A 17,149-nucleotide genomic window follows, 5' to 3' on the forward strand; every position below is an offset into this window, starting at 1 on the left:
TCACGCTGGCATGACGGCGACATAGCCCGTCATCGCCGGCAATAGCGCGGGGAGAGGGGCCTCCGGCGGCGTGCCGGCATCGCTGGTCGCCACGAGCTGCCAGTGCGGCTCGGCCGGCTGCCACGCCATGTCGTCCGCGCCGAGGTTGAAGACGCATAGCATCCGTTCGCCTCCGGCCGCGCGCTCGAACGCGACGATCGGCTCAGGCGCATCGGCGAAGGAAAGGCTCCCGCCGCGCAGGGCCGGATAGGCAGCACGCAGTGCCACGGCCCGGCGCGCGAACGCCAGCGTCGATTCCGGCTTGGCGTGCTGCGCGTCGACGGCCAGCGCATCATGCACCGGATCGACCGGAAGCCAGGGTTCCACCGTCGAGAAGCCCGAATGCGGCGCACCGCCGACCCAGGGCATCGGCGTTCGCGCCCCGTCCCGGCCCAGCGTTTCGGGCCAGTTGGCGATCGCATCGGGATCCTGCAGCCGGTCGAATGGCACATGCGCCTGGGGCAGCCCGAGCTCCTCTCCCTGATACAGAAAGACGTTGCCGCGCAGGCACATCAAGAGCAGCAGTGTCATGCGCGCAAACGCGTCCCGCTCCGGCCCCTGATACCAGCGGCTGACATGCCGGGGCGCGTCATGGTTGGAGAAGGCCCAGCTCGGCCACCCCTCTCCCTCACCGCCGCGCCACGCGCCCAGCGCCTCGCGCAGCAGCGGGGGATCGAGCGTGAGCGCGTTGAGGAAGGTAAAGCCGTAGGCGGAGTTGAGCAGCCCGTCCCCGGCGGTGAACGCCTTCATCTCGCGTTGGGCATCACCCGCGCCGATCTCGGCGACCGTGAACCGCATGCCGTAGGAATCCAGCAGCGCACGCAGGCGCCCGAGGAATTTCAGGATATCCGGGTGCGACTGGTTGTGGATGTGCTGCTGGAAATCGAACGGCCGGGTATGCGGCTGGGCGGTAGCCGGCGCGACCGGATTGTCGGTCAGCGCCGGATCGTGCATCGCGAAGTTGATCGCGTCGAGGCGGAACCCGTCCACACCGCGATCCAGCCAGAAGCGCGCGACATCCAGCAATGCATCCTGCACCGCGGGATTGTGGCCGTTCAGCTGCGGCTGGCCCGGCAGGAAATTGTGCAGATAATATTGGCGACGGCGCGCGTCCCAGGTCCAGGCAGGTCCGCCGAACACCGATTGCCAGTTGTTGGGCGGGGTGCCGTCCGGGCGGGCGTCGGCCCATATGTACCAGTCGCTTTTCGCCGCCCCCCGCGCGGAGCGGCTGTCGGTGAACCAGGGATGCTCGTCCGAGGTATGCGAATAGACCTGGTCGATCACCACCTTCAGCCCAAGCGCGTGGGCGCGGGCGACCAGCGCGTCGAAATCGTCGATGGAGCCGAAGATCGGGTCGACGGCGCAGTAATCGGACACGTCGTATCCGAAGTCCTTCATCGGCGACTGGAAGAAGGGCGATAGCCAGATTCCGTCCACGCCCAGGCTGGCGACATGGTCGAGATTGGCGATGATCCCCGCCAGGTCGCCTACGCCGTCGCGGTTCGAATCGGCGAAGCTTCGCGGGTAGATCTGGTAGATCACTGCGCCGCGCCACCATTCTGCGTCAGCGCACGCATCCGCGCCGGCGGAAACTCGCCCCAGGATATTCATTCTCGCTCCTAACCTCTCCGAACGCCGGCGAGTCGTATCGGCAAAACGCAATCTTGCAAGTATTTACATTTTTCAGGCTTTCGTTCTCGACAAGCCTGCCTGCGGGATGTCGCAATATGTCATTACCATCAAACGATATTTCTAGGTGATTTGTCTGTGCAGCGAATGGTATCCCTGGCTAAGGATGCGATTCGGCTTGCATTCACGTCATTTTCTTGCATCTTCGTGACCTACGGCAGCGACACGATTGCCATGCAGCGCATCGGGGAATTGTCCCGGCGCTTCGGGGGAGGATCGAGATGAAAGAATTTGCACGTCAGCGTCGCAACGGACTCCTGCTGGGTTCGGCGGGTGCCGCATTGATGCTCTCCCTCTCCACGGGGGCGGCGGCGCAAACCGGCAACGCACCGGCCGGCCCGGCACAGGCCGAGCCGAATGAGGCGTCGGAGGTGGTCGTCACCGGCTTCAGGGCCAGCGTGGAGAATTCGATCAGCGCCAAGCGCGATGCGCCGATCATCGTCGACGTCGTTTCCGCCGAGGACATCGCCGGCCTGCCCGACGTCTCGATCGCCGAGGCGATCGCCCGCCTGCCCGGCGTCGCCGCGCAACGCACCGGCGGCCAGGCGAGCGCGATCAACATCCGCGGCCTCAGCCAGGACCTGGTCTCCGCGACGCTGAACGGCCGCGAGCAGGTTTCGACCAGCGGCCTGCGCACGATCGAATTCGACCAGTATCCCTCCGAGCTGCTCTCCCAGGCGGCGGTCTTCAAGTCGCCGATGGCGTCCCAGATCGAAGGCGGCATCGCGGGCAAGGTCGAGTTGAGGACCGCGCGGCCGCTAGACAACAAGAAGAATTTCTCGGCGTCGTTGAACCTGCGCGCCAGCTATAACGACCGGGCGAGCCAGAGCCCCGATGCCGACGAGTTCGGCTATCGCGTATCGGGCGGGATCCAGGCCAAGCTGCTGAACGACACGCTCGGCATCGCGCTCGGTTATGCCCGGCTCGTTCAGCCCAATGTCGCGACGCGTTTCGTCGGCTACGACTATACCCGCACCGGCACCAATGGCGGGGGCAACGCGCTCGACCTCAACAACAACGGCGTGCGCGATTCGATCGGCTACGGCTTCGAAGCCACTCAGTTCGGCGGCACGGAGACGCGCGACGGCGCGCTGGCGGTCATCCAGTTCGAGCCGTCACCCAGCACCCGTTTCCAGATCGACGGCTATTATTCGCGCTTCAAGTCGGATGTTCGCCGCCGCGGCGTGCGGTTCGGCGGCGAGCAGAACGGCAATACCGCCAGGGGCACGCTGATCAACCCGGTCAGCGATGGGGACGCGATCACCGGCGGGCGCTTCGTCAGCGGCAACGGGATCGATTTCGAATCGATCAACCAGGACGAAAGCGACCGCGATCGGCTGTATACGATCGCCGGGAACTTCCAGCAGGACTTTGGCGATCGCCTGACGCTCAATCTCGATGCCAGCTATTCCAGCGCGAACAGCTATTTCGTGAATTCGGGCATCAACGTGAACAGCTATGTTCAGACGGGTGCGACCTTCACCCGGGCGAACGCCGTTCCGGGGGCGCTTCAGCTCGACTACCAGCTCAACGGGCTCAAACTGCCCACGGTCAAGTTCAACTATGACTTCACCAACCCGGAGACGAACCGCTTCCAGGGCTTCTACATCGTTCCGCAGGAGGACGATGACGAACTCACCGCCTATGCCGGCGACCTGACCTACAAGTTCAACGGCTCCTTCCTGGAATCCATCCAGGTCGGCGCCCGTTACTCGACGCGAACGGCGCAACGCACCGTCACGACGTTCAATTCCTTCGGCATCGCCAGCCCGGTTGCGCTCACGTCGGACCTGTACAAGGTCGCCGGCTTCAAGGGCGATTATGCCGATGCCGGATTCCCCGATTTCCTGGCGGTGGATATCGACGCGATCCTCGACAAATATGTCGGACCCAATCGCGAGGCACGCCAGGATTATCCATTCCTTGGCTTCACCTACGACCAGAGTTTCCGGATCCGTGAAGAGGTCTGGGCGGGGTTCGGGCAGATCAACTTCAACACGATTGCCGGCGGGCTCAATTTCAAGGGCAATATCGGCCTGCGGGTGGTTCATACCGATCAGCAATCGACCTCGTCGCTGACCGATCCGACGAGCGCGACCGGCGCGCGCTACGAATCCACGATCGGCGGCAGCTATACCGAGCTGCTGCCTTCGGCGAACTTCATCCTCGACCTCAGCGACCATGACAGGCTGCGCCTCAGTTTCTCGAGGCAAATGTCACGCCCGCGCTTCTTTGAGTTGCGCAACTCCATCTCCGTCGGCATCAACCCGATCGGCAACGGCGTATACAAGCCGAGCGGCAGCGGCGGAAACCCGAGGCTCAGGCCGTTTCTCGCGAAGCAGTTCGATTTCGGTTACGAGCATTATTTCGGAACGAGCGGCATCTTCACCGTCGGCGTGTTCTACAAGGACCTCGAGAGCTTCATCCTCGGCGGCACCATCGACGAATTCGACTACCGCGCCGCCGGCCTGATCTTCCCGCCCTTGCCGTCGAACGCGCCGCCGGGATCGACCATTCTCGACACCGGTCCGCTATTCGCGCCGATCAACGGCAAGGGCGGCAATATCCGCGGTGCCGAGGTTCAGTTCAGCCGGAGCTTCCGCTCGCTTCCGGCACCGTTCGACGGACTGGGCGTCATCGTGAACTATGCGTACACGGAAAGCAGCCTGAACATCCGAAGCGGCCTTTCGGGTCAGGCGGTTACAATCCCCTTGCCGGGCCTGTCGCGGCACGTCGTCAATCCGACGATCTTCTACGACAAGGGCGGGTTCGCGACGCGCGTTGGCGTGCGCTATCGTTCGGGCTTCGTCGCACCGCAATTCGGGTTGAACGAACAGATCACCGGCAACGCGCCCGAGACCGTCGTCGATGCGCAGATGTCCTACGCGTTCCAGCCGGGAAGCCCGCTGAACGGGCTGACCCTCTACGTGCAGGGCAACAACCTCACGGACGCGCCGACCCGCTCCTTCTTTGGACGCGAAGCGCAGACGGGCACGCTCCAGCGCTTCGGCCGGGTCGTCTACGCCGGCGCGACGTTGAAGTTCTGAGATGGTCCGGCCGCCACACTTTTCCCGCGATCGAGCGCGGGGAAGGTTGGGCGAGCCGTCGGCCAACCTTGTGGGCGCTGATCGATCGATCAACATGAATCCGACAGTTTTTGACCAGCTTCACGACAGCGATGCGCACCGCACGACACCTGCCCCATGCTATTCTCCATTATTCGCAGTGATCAACGAGTGCGCATGATGACCAACGACCTGGATACCCACTACCCCGTCACGGCAGCGCAAATCGCGCAGTTCAACCGCGATGGCTTCATCCGCCTGAAGGATGTGCTCTCCGCCGAAACGCTCCGGCATTATGGCGAAGAGATCACGCGGCTGACGATCGCGCTCAACACGCAGACGCTGCCGCTCGACGAGCGGACGACCTATGACAAGGCATTCCTGCAAGTCATGAACTTGTGGGAAGAGAACGATACGGTGCGCGAATTCGTATTCGGCCGCCGCATCGCCGGGATCGCGGCCGCGCTGCTCGGGGTCGACGGGGTCCGTCTCTACCATGATCAATCGCTCTACAAGGAGCCTGGCGGCGGCATCACGCCGGCCCATGCCGACCAATATTACTGGCCACTCGACAGCGACCGCACGGTAACGGCGTGGATTCCCCTTCAGGCGGTGCCGCAGGATATGGGGCCGCTCGCCTTCTTCGAAGGCAGCCAGTCGGTCGAGTTCGGGCGCGATCTGGGCATCTCGGACGAAAGCGAGCGGATGATCACCGCCGACATGCAACGACATGGCTTCCCCGTGATCGACGGGCCGTTCGATCTGGGCGAGGTGAGCTTTCACCTCGGCTGGACGTTCCACCGCGCGGGGCCGAACCGGTCCGATCGTCCGCGTTCGGTGATGACGATGATCTACATGGATCGCGACATTCGCCTGAAGGCGCCCGAGAACGCGATGCAGGAAGCCGACTGGGCGCGCTGGTGCCCCGGCGCGAAAATCGGCGAGGTCATCGACACGCCCAAGAATCCGGTGCTCTTCGAGAAGCGGGCGGCATGACCGGTGGGCCGGTTGCGGGGTCCGTAACCGGGCCGGCGGCGATTGCCGACGGCGAGGGCGGCTTCGTGATCGACGAGATCAGCGTGGCGGCGCCAGGCCCCGGCGAGGTTCGCGTGCGGCTCCGCGCGGCGGGGGTGTGCCACACCGATCATGCCTCGCTCCGCTGGCCGGGACCGCTCGTGATCGGCCATGAAGGGGCTGGCGAAGTCGAGGCGATCGGCGAGGGGGTTACGCATCTTTCGATCGGGCAGCCGGTTCTGCTCAATTGGGCCATCCCGTGCGGCACGTGTTTCCAGTGTTCGCGCGGTCAGGAGGCGCTGTGCGAGCGAACCCATGAGATCGAGCCCGCGCGGCTGGGAACGAGCCGCGCACATGCCGGCCACACCCGTTGGAAAGGCCGAAGCGTGGAACGCGCCTTTCATCTCGGCACCTTCGCGCGGTACACGTTGGTCCGGGCTGAGGCGGTTACGCCGCTACCCCCCTCGCTGCCGGCCAGCCAGGCGTGCGTTCTCGGATGCGCGGTGATGACCGGGGTCGGGTCGGCAATAAATGTCGCGGCCGTGCAGACCGGCGACAGCGTTGCGGTGGTCGGTCTGGGCGGCGTCGGCCTGAATGTCATCCAGGGTGCCAGACTGGCCGGAGCGACGACGATCATCGCGGTCGACCGCCGGCCGGCGAGTCTCGAGCGGGCGCGCGCGCTCGGCGCCACGCATACGGTCCTGGCGTCGCCCGACGACGCGGGCCACGCCGCGTTGATCGCCGAGATCAAGTCGCTCAGCGATGGGCGAGGGGTCGATCATGCCTTCGAAGCCACCGGGGTCGCCGCGCTCGCATTTCTGCCTCTGCTGCTCGTGCGCAACGGCGGTAACGCGCTTCAGGTGAGCGGCGCGCATGGCGAAGTGGCGGTGGCGATGCCGGACTTCTTCTGGAACAAACGTTACCTGACGCCGCTCTATGGCGGCTGCATGCCGTCACGCGATTTCCCCCGGCTGTTCGACTGGATCGAACAGGGTTCGCTGGAAGTGGCTTCGCTCATCACGCACCATTATCCCCTGGCCGACCTTGGCCGCGCGTTTGAAGACATGCTTGCCGGAACCAGCGCCAAGGGCGTGGTGCGGATCGACTGACCATGTTCCGCACCACCGAGCTTTCGGATCCTGCGATCCCACTTGACGGATTGCGCTTCATGACGGTGAAGAGCGCAGCACTGGGTCAGCGCGCCGATCTCACGCTTTACGCGACCGCGGGGATCACGGCGGAGTCGCCGGTGATCCTGCTGCTGCATGGCGTCTATGGATCGCATTGGGCGTGGGCGGCCAAGGGCGCCGCACACCGGACCGCCGAAGTCTTGGTCGCCGAACGCCTGTTGCCGCCGGTGATTCTCTGCATGCCCTCGGACGGACTGTGGGGCGACGGGTCGGGCTATGTCGCGCATCGCGCGCAGGACTTCGAGACCTGGGCGCTGGAGGAAGCGCCCGCCGCCGCGCGGCTGGCCTACGGGACCGGCCCGTCGCCTCTGCTTGTCTGCGGGCTAAGCATGGGCGGGTTCGCGGCACTTCGGTTTGCCGGAAAGCATCCCGCGCGAATAACCGCTGCATCGGCGCATTCCGCGCTCACCCGGATCGAGCAGCTCGACGAGCTCATCGTCGAGTCCCGCGCGCGCTGGAGCAATGCGCCGGCCGATCGGTGCGTCCTTTCTGCGTTGCGCGACGCCCGCGGCGCATTGCCGCCGTTCCGCTTCGATTGCGGTGTCGAGGACGCCTATCTCGACGCCAATCGTGAGCTGCATGACGCGCTGAGCGCCGCAGGGATCGGACATGGCTATGCCGAACGCCCCGGCGGCCACGAGTGGAGCTACTGGCGGCGCGAACTCGCGGAGAGCCTGCGCTTCTTTGGCGCCGTACTTGCCAATCCCGACAGGAGACCTGTTACATGACGATCCTGGCTTCGCTTGCCCTTGCTGCCCTGACGCCGGCCGTCGCGTCTCCGGTCGAGGTCAGAACGTCGGACCGGCCGGCGTTGACGGCCGGGGCGATGCGTGACGAAGTGATCTATCACATCTTCGTGCGCAGCTTCCGCGACGGCAACGGTGACCGCATCGGCGATCTCAAGGGGATTACGGAGAAGCTCGGCTATCTGAAATCGTTGGGCGTTACCTCGCTGATGCTGACGCCGCTTCAGCCATCGCCTTACTATCACAATTATTTCGCGACCGACTTCGAGGGCATCGATCCCGCCTATGGGACGATGCAGGACTATTTCGCCTTTGTCCGCGCCGCCCGCGCTCACGGCCTCAAAATCTATCTCGATCAGGAAATCCAGTATGTGGCCGAAGGCCACCCCTGGTTGAGCGAATCTCGCGGGAAGCCCGGGTCCCCGTTCAGCCGCCACATCCTGTACGACCGGCCCAGGACGAACGAGGAACCACAACCGTTCCTGAAGCAGCCCGCCTGGCCGGGCTATGACGGCAAGTGGATCGGCATCTCGATGGTCGACATGCGCACGCCCGCGGTGAAACGCTATTTCGAGAAGCTGTTCCTCCACTGGATCGACCCCCGTGGGGACGGGTCTCTGCGCGATGGTGTCGATGGCTTTCGCATCGATCACATGATGGACGACCTCGACAACAAGGGTCGCCTGACCAATTTGTTCGCCGATTTCTGGACTCCCATCTTTCGCGCGGTAAAGGCCCGCAACCCTTCCGCCCGCATCATCGCGGAACAGGCCGACTGGGGCTATGGCGACGACTGGCTCAAACGCGGCAATGCCGATCTTGCCTTCGCATTCCCGCTGCGCGGCGCGCTGACCAAGCTCGACAAGCCCGCGGTCCTGAAGGCGATCCGCACGATGGACTTGGTGACTCCCGCCGCCAAGGGACAGATATTGTTCCTGGAGAACCACGATACCGATCGCTTCATGTCCGAGGTCGGCGACGATCCGCGCAAGGCGCGGGTCGGTGCGGCGCTCACGCTGCTTCTTCGCGGAACCCCCCTCGTCTATTACGGGCAGGAGCTGGGGATGCGTGGACGGGTGGACGAAACCGCTCGCTCCGATGCGGCGCACATTCCGCTCCGCGAGGCGTTCCGATGGGACAGCGATCTCTCCGCTCCGGGATCTGCCATCTGGTACAAGGGCGAACGGCCGTCCTGGATCAATCGCTACAACCGCAGCGGCGACGGAATCTCGCTTCAGGAACAGCGCGGGCAGCCCGATGCGCTGTATGACTTCTATCACAGGCTGCTCGCACTTCGAGCAACTCGGGCCGAGCTGCGCCAGGGCACGCAGCGGATCCTGTGCGACGATGCTTCGCCGGCATTGTGCTTCCTGCGTGAGCAAGGAAACGCGCGCGCGCTGGTTCTGGCCAACACGAGCGCCAACATCACGCGGGTCGCGCTGCCCGCGCTGGGTGGCGCCTGGCGCGACCTCATGGACCGGAGCAAGGCAACCGATCCGGCCGACGTTACGCTCGCGCCCTACGAGGTTCGCATTCTCGGCACCCCCTGAGCTTACATGCATGCCGACCGGTGAAGACCGAAGAGATGGGACCCGCGCACCCATGTCCATCCGTCCGATTTGCGAGCCCGTCATATTGCCGCCAGGCGCAACCTTGCGCGCCGAGCGCATTCGGCATCCCGCTCACGCGCCTGCAACCGAGCCGTTCCCGCACGTTCACGACGTCTGCGAGTTCGTGGTCTTTCATGAGGTGGCCGGAAGCTTCATCACCAGCGGTCGCCGCTATCCGCTGTCGCCCGGCTCGATCGTCTATGCGCCATCGATGGAAGTCCACGATTTCACGCTCGATGCCGGCCCGAAGGACTGGGTGCTCGTCCAGATCGACGCGATCAGCGCCGAAGCGCTGGGACGGCAGCCGGGATTCGAGCGGCTTGCACATTCCTTCTGCACGCGGCCGGACGGCATTCTGGGTGAAAGGATAGCCGGTATCGCCGACTGGCTGGCCGATCTCGGCCCCGCCGATGCGTTGGCATCGTCGTTGATCGACGTACTCGTGACGGCGATCGTGCAATCGCCGGTGATCGAAGGAGAACCGACGCCGCGGCGCGAGACAGGCGTGGACCGTCTCCGCCCGGCGCTCGATCGGCTTCGCCGCGATCCCGCCCACCCGGCCCCCCTCGAGGAAGCGGCGCAGCTATGCCATTTGTCACCCGCCTATTTCAGCCGGCAATTCAAGCAGACTCTCGGCGTGGCCTATGGCGACTATGTGCGCACGCACCGCCTTCACCTTGCGGCGCGGCGCTTGCTGGCGAGCGACATTACCGTAGCAGAACTCGCCTATGACTTGGGCTTTTCGACGCCCTCGCACTTCACCGCGTTATTCGGTCGTCGGTTCGGCGTTACGCCCCGCGCTTACCGCTTGGCGAGCCGTTAGCGACGAACGACCCGCTTCCTGTGCCGCACCGGTTGTCATTGCGATTGGGTGGATGCGGATGTGCAGCGGGGTCCGTCCATGCATCAAAGGCTGGCGAGAATTCCCGTCAGAGCATCGCTCCCTTCAGCGCAACATTTGAATCCATTCCCACATATGGCGTTTTGCCAGATCCCCTGCGGGCGGCGGTGCATACTGGCTCGCCAGCGCCCGCGCTTCCCGAGGACTGATTCCGAAGTGCGACCGGAAAGTTCGCGCGAAATTGGTACGCCAAGAGAATCCGCAGCTTTGCGCGATCTCAGCGATGCTCTTTCCCTGTTGCATGGGATCCCGCAGCATCACATGGGCAAGGTGGAGTCGGCGTTCGCGTAGGCAGGACGCAAAGCCGCCGTGTGGTTCCATGAGGTAGTAGAGCTTGCGGCGCGATATCCCGAAGCGCTCAGCGACATCTTCGGCGCTGAGTTCCAGGTTCGCCGCCTGATCGGATATTAAACGATGGATCCGCGCGGTCAGGATAGGATCCACGAGCCGGGAGCTGTTCTCGGGCGCTTCGGCATTGAGGACCGCCGCCGCCAAAGCGAGTGTCGGGAAGACGATCAAATCTGCTTCCTTGACGCTCATGGTTGGGGCGGCGGCGAACAGGGCAATCAGGTGATTGCGGAACAGCGCGACCAGAGGTGCCGAGCCGGAGATGAGTCGAAGATTCTGTTCGTCTGGAGCTCTTAGAAGCGGCGCGAGCAACCGACGCGGAACGGTCAGGTTGAGGCTGTCGAAGTCGCTTGTGGCGGTCGCATGGGGCTGGGCGAGGTCTGCGATAAGCAAGTCGCCCGGCCCGGCCTCCCCGCCTCCCATCCCCTCGCGACGGCCGTGCCTGCCGGAGAGGCAGAACTGGAGCGTGTAGTGGTCCACCCCGTCCCGCCCGATCCGGGCACGGGATCGATCGAAAGTTTGCGCAAGACAGCGATAGGCGGTGAGGACCACCTCGCCGAAGTGGAAGGCTTCGGCGCGAGCCTGAAAGGCGGTGTGGTCGACGCACAGGCGGACGTCGTAGAGCGCATCCATGCTGTCTTTCCAGATCGCCAGAGCGGACTGGTTTCCGATTTCGGCGCTGTCGAACAGGCTGTGCGGGATTGAGAGCCCCGTTGGATCAACGTCCGTCATAGCCTCGCCTCCCTTCGCTGATCCAGCCGAAGGCCGGACGGCGCGCCGAACTCTAACGCTCTGTCTCAAGACCAGCCAACGATATCGTAGCCGCATCAAGCCCTCCGGACGGTGCACACCCGCCCGGAGGGCTCGGTCGGGCTCAGGAACGAGGACCCGACCGCCGGAGTCGGGCCGTCAGAAGGCGACCCTGAAAACCCCGGTGACCGCATGGTCTACGCCGCCGTCGCCGAGGACGCCGCCATAGCCCAAGCCGAACCCGATGCGGGGCGACAGCCGCCAGCGCGTCTCGAGGCGGGCCACCGCAGCGTGCTCCGACTGTGCGGCGCCCAGGACTTCAAAGACGTCGCCGCCGTCGAACCGGTGCCGGCCGACCGGATCGATATCGCCCCAGTTCCGCTGCCAGCCCGCCATGCCGCGTACCGAGAAGGGGCCGCTCAGGCTGGTCTCGAACCGCAGACCCAAAGTCGAGATCACCGCGTCCTCGTTGATCCGTTCGCCGGACAGGGCGGCATCCCCGCCCTTCTCGACGAAGGCGTCGCTCTGGGCGCGGACCGCCGCAACGCTGGCGAAGGGTTCGACCCAGCCGCCGCTCACGGATACACGGTAACCGGCTTCGAGGAAGCCTTGCAGCACCGACCCGTCATACTTCGCCTCGACCGTGTCCTGGATCCCCGGGAAGGCGATCGAACGCTTGGTCTCCGTCACGGTCCGGGCGTAACCCAGCCCGGCTGAAATCCGCCAGGCGCCCAGATTCACGCCTCCATAGACCACGCCGTGGATGCTCTCGACTTCGCCTCTGCTGGCGCGCCGGTCGATCCGGACTTCGGACTTCAGCACGCCTATGGCAGCGCCTATGGTCGCCGTTCCGCCGACCGAGCGGTCCAGACCCACCATCATGCCGCGCCCGTCGCGGTCGCCGCGAGCGGCATTGGAGTTTCCATCGCTGACGCCACCGCCTTCGAACGCGCGAGTCCAGATCGAACCCGATCCGTCCGCGTCGGCCAACCGGTCCAGCACCGCGTCGCGCGGAAAGCGGCTGTCCTCCACCAACGCCGTGCGGACGGTCGCATGGACCTCTCCGGACAGTTGATCGAACGCGTCGCGAGCGACCTCATCCGACGGCAGCAGCAACAGGGCGTCCTTGAGGGGATTGCCGGTCGGGAGGCTGTCTGCGCCGCCGGCGGCGGCCTTCTGGTTCGGCGTCAGCCCCGCCTCAGCGAGCGCCCGCAGCTGGCCGAACTCCACATAGGCCTGGGTCGCCGTGTAGCCGTCGCGCAGGCCCGCGAAGGCGGTCAGATAGACGTCGTCGAAGTCAAAGCGGCCAGTCACGCCCTGTTCTGCCTCGGCGACCACATAGCGATGGTGAAGCGTCAACGCGCCGACTTGGTTGAGCGCCAGTTTGGAGCCGGTCTGGATCTCCAGCGTCCCTTCGGTGCGGAAGACGTCGGAAGCCACGCCGCCGAAATCGATACCAAGGGTCGAGCCCGCCCGGAACACCGAGGCCGCCGGGGTCAGCAGCGTGTCGCCGGCGCCGCCGTCGATCAACCAGAGGGAGCCCCCGTTGTCGAAACGCTCGAGCCCGGTCCAGCGTGTGGTTTCCCCCGTGAACGCGTCGCCCGCCGCGAAGATCAGGCCGCCCGCGAGATTCGTCACTTGGTCGTCGGCGCCAGAGAACAGGCTCTCGCCGTTGCTGCTGTTCCAGACGTCGGCGTTGCGCAGCAGAACGCTGTCACCCCAGAGCTCGACCGTCCCAAGCAGGACGCCGGCGTTCTCGAACGTGATCGCTCCGCCCGAAGCCCGCACCGCCCGGGCGGTCGGCAGATCCTGATCGCCGCGGATGCTGCCGAAGTTGCCGATGACGATGTCGCCGCCGGTGAGGGACGAGACGTTGATGCCCGCGTCGGCACCCTGGGCCAGCCCGTGCGTGGTGATGCTGGTCAGACCCGTGCCCTGGTTCAGGGCGGAGATTCCGTTTGCGGCACCCACGGCGTGCATGGCTTCGATGACGAGGTCGCCGGCGTCCTGGCCGTTGTTGACGGCGACACCGTCCTGCTGATTGCCGACCACCCAGCCAGTCGAACGGACGACGGTGTCGCCGCCGCCGAAGTTGTTTACCGCAATGCCGTTCTGGCCGCCGGTCACCGCTGAAGCGGTCACCGTCACGCCGGTCCCCTGAGCGCCCGCATGGACACGGACGCCATCCCCGCCGGTACCGATCACCGAGGCCGACGTGTTGACCGTGACGACGCCGGTCCCGGTATGGCTCGCCGACACGCCGTTGTCGCCGGCCATCACCGTATCGACATCGATGCGCAGGCTCTGGCCGAGCTGGCTGTTCGAGACGCTGACGCCATCGCCCTGAACCGCGGCCACAACGCCTTCGGCGATTACCTGGGTCTCGCCAGTCCCTCCATTGTCGACGCTGATGCCCGCCCCATTGGCCTGAACATTGCCGGTGAAGACCGTCAGGCCGCCCGCGGACGCGCCATTGTCCACGCTCAGGGCCGTGCCTTCGGAAACCAGATCGCCCGTCCGGATGAAGGTGTTGGAGCCGCCGTTGTTGATCGCGACGATCGCCGCATCCATGCCCGACACATCGGCGACATCGATGAGCAATTCGCCCGAGCTGGCTTCGTTCTCGGCACGAATGCCGATCTCGTTCGAAAGGATGGGACCCGCAGCGCGGATGACGGTTCCTCCAAGGCCGGCGTTATCGACCCGGATTCCGTAGTCGCCGCCAGAAACCGCCTGCAGATCCAACGTGACGTATCCGGACGCGGGGCCGGCGTTCACCCAAACGCCATCCTCCAGTTCGCCGACAATATCGCCGGCGGCAACGACAGCGACTCCGCCAGAGCCGGAATGATCGACAAGCACACCCCAATCTTCACCGAAAACGTCCTGCGCCGCCGCAACGGTCACGCTGGCAGCTTGAACGCCGGTATTGACGCGGATTCCCGTACCGCCTTGGCTGACGATCGTTCCGTCGGCGCGGACATAGGCGGAACCGCTTCCCTCCTGCGAGACGCCGATGCCGCTGCCGGTGCCCGTCTGAACGCCTTGGGTCCAAACCGAAAGGTTCTGCGCCTGGACATCGTTGAAGGCATATACGCCACCCCCGCTTTCGGTGGTCACGCTGCCTTGTACCGTCACGGAGGTGGCGCCTGTACCCTGGTTCACGGCCGAGATGCCGGTGCTGCCCGTCACGACGTCGCGGGTGATAATCGTGAGATTCCCGGCCGTCACGTCATTGCTCATCTGCAAGCCCGTGCTTTCCGAGAACACGTCGCGGGTCCGGATGAAAGTGTCGGACACGCCGTAATTGTTGCCGAAGAAGGCGGCATCGACGCCGCTGATGTCGGCGACGTCGACGAACATCTCGCCAGAGCCCACGTCGTTCGTCGCCCGAATGCCGAGGACACCCGAGATCGGGCCCGTCGCGCGGATGAAGGTGGCCCCGGAGCCGCGATTGATGACGTTGACGCCGCGGCCGGAGGCAGTGACGCTTTTCAGATCCAGCGAGATATCGCCGGTGGAAGCCAGGCCGGTGTTGACCACCACGCCCCGGGCGCTGACGCTGGTCACATCGCCCGTCGCGATCAGGCTCACGCCGCCCGGACCGTCCTGGTTGATCTCGATCCCGCCATCCTGCGCATAGACCGACGAGAGCAACAGGTTGACGTCGCCCGTGCCGGTGACGCGAACGCCCTCGCCACTCGAGTTGTTGATATGGCCATTCCAGGTGACGTTGATGTCGCCGCCATTCAAGGTCGCGAGGCCCAGGCCCTGCAATCCGAGATCGGAATCGATCTCACCGTTCGACACGATGGTGAGGTCGCCGGTGCCGGAGGTGAAATAGGCGCCGCCGCCGGCCAGACGCGACCCCTCGATGTCGATGTAGCTGACCGTATCCTGGCCGTTCACCTCGAAGCTGGGTCCGCCGCCGTTCGAGATGGTGTCGACCGTGAAGCCGGGTGTGGTCGTGATCGAAACGGTCGGTCGATTTATCGTCTGGGTCGAGTCCAGCGATCCCGAGCAGGTGAAAACATTCGCCGGGTTCTCGACGCACTGGGCCTTGGCGGGAGAAGCCAGGCCCACGAGGCTCATCGAGCCGACCATCAGCGCGAGGCCGGACACAGTGCGATGCAAAGTCGAAGCGCGCCGGCGGCGCGATACAGGGGCAAGCGAATGAGAAAGCAGCGAAGCCATAATGGTGATCTTTCGTTCCTGATGGGGGGCGCCGCCCCGGCGCGATCAGGTTCGAAATTGCCACGAACACGGCGCTACGGCGGACGCGGCTCATGTTTAGGCAATCGCCGTTCCATGTAGAGTTGCACCGACCGTCACCGAACGACGCGGTTTCCATGCAACCGTTGCACGACTTCCGGCACCATTCTCATGCGGTCTCGGGCCTGCTCGGCCATTTTGCGATGCGACAAAAGCAGGAGTCAGCTTGCTTTCGTGACGAACTGAGGATCCGGACGATGCATGCAACTCCGCATGCGCTGGTCCCTTCCTGTTGCACAGGCGATACGTTCCTTGCACGCAGTGATACATTCTTCGCGGTAATCGGCGGGATGCTTGCGTCGGGGTCGCCGAGTCGGCTCCAAGAGTTGCGGAGGCCATTGGCCGAGGTCGCAACCACCCGCCAACTCAGGCGCAAGGGACACTAGCCTTTTGCTCAAAGTCCAACTCCTGCCTTTCATGATCGTCGAGTGCGAGACAGATGTCTGACGACTTCGCACAACGGCTTACGCTGGCGCTAAAGGCTCTTTCGATGAGCCGCGGCAGATTGGCCTCGGAAATGGGTGTCGATAAGTCGCTGGTCGGACGATGGGCATCGGGCAGCGTGCGGCCGTCCGCCCATAATCTGGAGCGGCTGACTCATTTCCTGGCGAAGAAGCGGCCCGGCCTGACGCTGCTGGACTGGGATCGCAGCTTGCCCGAGTTCGCGACGCTGTTTGGCGTGGCTGCCGTTGCCGAGGCCAAGGCAAGACACGGTACGGGGCTTTCCAGAGCGCTGCGAGAGATGGTGCGCAACGCGGTGGATGCGGACTTGACCGCCTATGAGGGCTTCTGGCGCACCACGCATGCCTCCGTGTTCCAACCCGGGTGCTTCTGCCAGCAACACGGGATTATCCGCATTGAGGACGATGAGTTGCACTTCGAGCTCGGCGCAGATGGCATTCGCTACGGAGGGTCGATGTCCCCCGTGGAAGGTCAAGTGTTCGCCATCGCGAGCGACAGCGTGCGCCAAGTACCCTCATTTCTCATCTTGAACGTCGTGCCCATGCCCAAGATTGTCTTGATGGACGGGATCTTGATCGCCGCCAGCAGCTCTCTGCGCATACCCTCCGCCTATTCGATCATCTTCGAGCGCGTTGCGGACCTCTCGGGACATCGAGCCGCCGATGAGGCGCATGCTGCGAACTTAATGCAACGGCCCGAGTTCGTGCACGACGACGACGTTGCAGAGGTGGTTCGACAACACTTGCTGCGCGACTTCGGCCCCAAGGCGGCCGACGAAGGCGGGGAGATGATGCTCACCGCTGCTCTGACGCCGCGGCTGGCGCAAATCATGGCACTGTCCCGGATGGCTCAGGATTCACCTGTGAACGGCCTGTCGCTTGTTTCCTCGCAATCGGGGCTGCCTTCAGGGCAGCATCTCCAGGGCTGAGCGATTTGCGAGTTGGCTGACGGCTAGGCGCTCTAATTCCGGCCATTCAGTCTCGATGCTGGCGATCGCGAAAGCCGACATTTGTGCAGGCAGCGACCCACCGGCAAGAATGCGTGGAAGCGCCAGTTCGCTTGC

At 64.7% G+C, this 17,149-nt stretch carries 10 protein-coding genes; 7 read left to right on the forward strand and 3 right to left on the reverse strand.

The window, feature by feature from the left end:
* Window positions 1-1,650 (reverse strand): alpha-glucosidase, encoded by a 1,650-nt coding sequence (locus tag ABDV68_RS01595; RefSeq protein WP_343517894.1) that lies wholly within the window; start codon window positions 1,648-1,650, stop codon window positions 1-3.
* 299 nt (window positions 1,651-1,949) lie between these two features.
* Between ABDV68_RS01595 and ABDV68_RS01600 the strand changes: the two genes are divergently transcribed.
* The 6 genes from ABDV68_RS01600 (at window position 1,950) to ABDV68_RS01625 (ending at window position 10,176) form a co-directional block, all read left to right on the forward strand.
* Window positions 1,950-4,775 (forward strand): TonB-dependent receptor, encoded by a 2,826-nt coding sequence (locus ABDV68_RS01600; RefSeq protein ID WP_343517895.1) that lies wholly within the window; start codon window positions 1,950-1,952, stop codon window positions 4,773-4,775.
* Window positions 4,776-4,973: 198 nt separating this feature from the next.
* Complete coding sequence (locus ABDV68_RS01605) at window positions 4,974-5,789, forward strand: phytanoyl-CoA dioxygenase family protein (protein ID WP_343517896.1); 816 nt, start codon at window positions 4,974-4,976, stop codon at window positions 5,787-5,789.
* On the forward strand, window positions 5,786-6,916 hold the full coding sequence (locus tag ABDV68_RS01610; RefSeq protein ID WP_343517897.1) for an alcohol dehydrogenase catalytic domain-containing protein: 1,131 nt from the start codon (window positions 5,786-5,788) through the stop codon (window positions 6,914-6,916). The genes ABDV68_RS01605 and ABDV68_RS01610 overlap by 4 nt, the downstream gene beginning before the upstream one ends.
* A gap of 2 nt (window positions 6,917-6,918) precedes the next feature.
* The gene (locus ABDV68_RS01615; RefSeq protein ID WP_343517898.1) at window positions 6,919-7,725 is read left to right on the forward strand and encodes an alpha/beta hydrolase-fold protein; all 807 of its coding nucleotides are present in this window, start codon (window positions 6,919-6,921) and stop codon (window positions 7,723-7,725) included.
* The gene (locus ABDV68_RS01620; protein ID WP_343517899.1) at window positions 7,722-9,293 is read left to right on the forward strand and encodes an alpha-amylase family glycosyl hydrolase; all 1,572 of its coding nucleotides are present in this window, start codon (window positions 7,722-7,724) and stop codon (window positions 9,291-9,293) included. Before ABDV68_RS01615 ends, ABDV68_RS01620 begins: the two co-directional genes overlap by 4 nt.
* A gap of 103 nt (window positions 9,294-9,396) precedes the next feature.
* Window positions 9,397-10,176 (forward strand): AraC family transcriptional regulator, encoded by a 780-nt coding sequence (locus ABDV68_RS01625; protein WP_343517900.1) that lies wholly within the window; start codon window positions 9,397-9,399, stop codon window positions 10,174-10,176.
* A gap of 123 nt (window positions 10,177-10,299) precedes the next feature.
* Here the strand turns inward: ABDV68_RS01625 and ABDV68_RS01630 are convergent, their stop codons facing one another.
* Together ABDV68_RS01630 and ABDV68_RS01635 are read right to left on the reverse strand one after the other, a co-directional pair.
* Entirely contained in the window at window positions 10,300-11,334 is a 1,035-nt protein-coding gene (locus tag ABDV68_RS01630; protein WP_343517901.1) for an AraC family transcriptional regulator, read from the reverse strand.
* A gap of 177 nt (window positions 11,335-11,511) precedes the next feature.
* Window positions 11,512-15,474, reverse strand: a complete 3,963-nt coding sequence (locus ABDV68_RS01635) for an autotransporter domain-containing protein (protein ID WP_343517902.1) — start codon at window positions 15,472-15,474, stop codon at window positions 11,512-11,514.
* Between the two features lie 589 nt (window positions 15,475-16,063).
* Between ABDV68_RS01635 and ABDV68_RS01640 the strand changes: the two genes are divergently transcribed.
* Window positions 16,064-17,014 carry a helix-turn-helix transcriptional regulator gene (locus ABDV68_RS01640; protein ID WP_343517903.1) on the forward strand — a complete coding sequence of 317 codons (951 nt, stop codon included), beginning with the start codon at window positions 16,064-16,066 and terminating at the stop codon, window positions 17,012-17,014.
* Window positions 17,015-17,149 lie beyond the last annotated feature (135 nt).

The organism is Sphingomonas sp., from assembly GCF_039595165.1.
Lineage (GTDB): Bacteria > Pseudomonadota > Alphaproteobacteria > Sphingomonadales > Sphingomonadaceae > Sphingomonas.

Excerpts from the sequence above, each read along its gene's own strand:
- ABDV68_RS01640 (WP_343517903.1), top strand. The coding sequence starts at position 16,064 with ATGTCTGACGACTTCGCACAACGGCTTACGCTGGCGCTAAAGGCTCTT.
- ABDV68_RS01600 (WP_343517895.1), top strand. The coding sequence starts at position 1,950 with ATGAAAGAATTTGCACGTCAGCGTCGCAACGGACTCCTGCTGGGTTCG.
- ABDV68_RS01610 (WP_343517897.1), top strand. The coding sequence starts at position 5,786 with ATGACCGGTGGGCCGGTTGCGGGGTCCGTAACCGGGCCGGCGGCGATT.
- ABDV68_RS01595 (WP_343517894.1), bottom strand. The coding sequence starts at position 1,650 with ATGAATATCCTGGGGCGAGTTTCCGCCGGCGCGGATGCGTGCGCTGAC.
- ABDV68_RS01620 (WP_343517899.1), top strand. The coding sequence starts at position 7,722 with ATGACGATCCTGGCTTCGCTTGCCCTTGCTGCCCTGACGCCGGCCGTC.
- ABDV68_RS01630 (WP_343517901.1), bottom strand. The coding sequence starts at position 11,334 with ATGACGGACGTTGATCCAACGGGGCTCTCAATCCCGCACAGCCTGTTC.
- ABDV68_RS01605 (WP_343517896.1), top strand. The coding sequence starts at position 4,974 with ATGACCAACGACCTGGATACCCACTACCCCGTCACGGCAGCGCAAATC.
- ABDV68_RS01615 (WP_343517898.1), top strand. The coding sequence starts at position 6,919 with ATGTTCCGCACCACCGAGCTTTCGGATCCTGCGATCCCACTTGACGGA.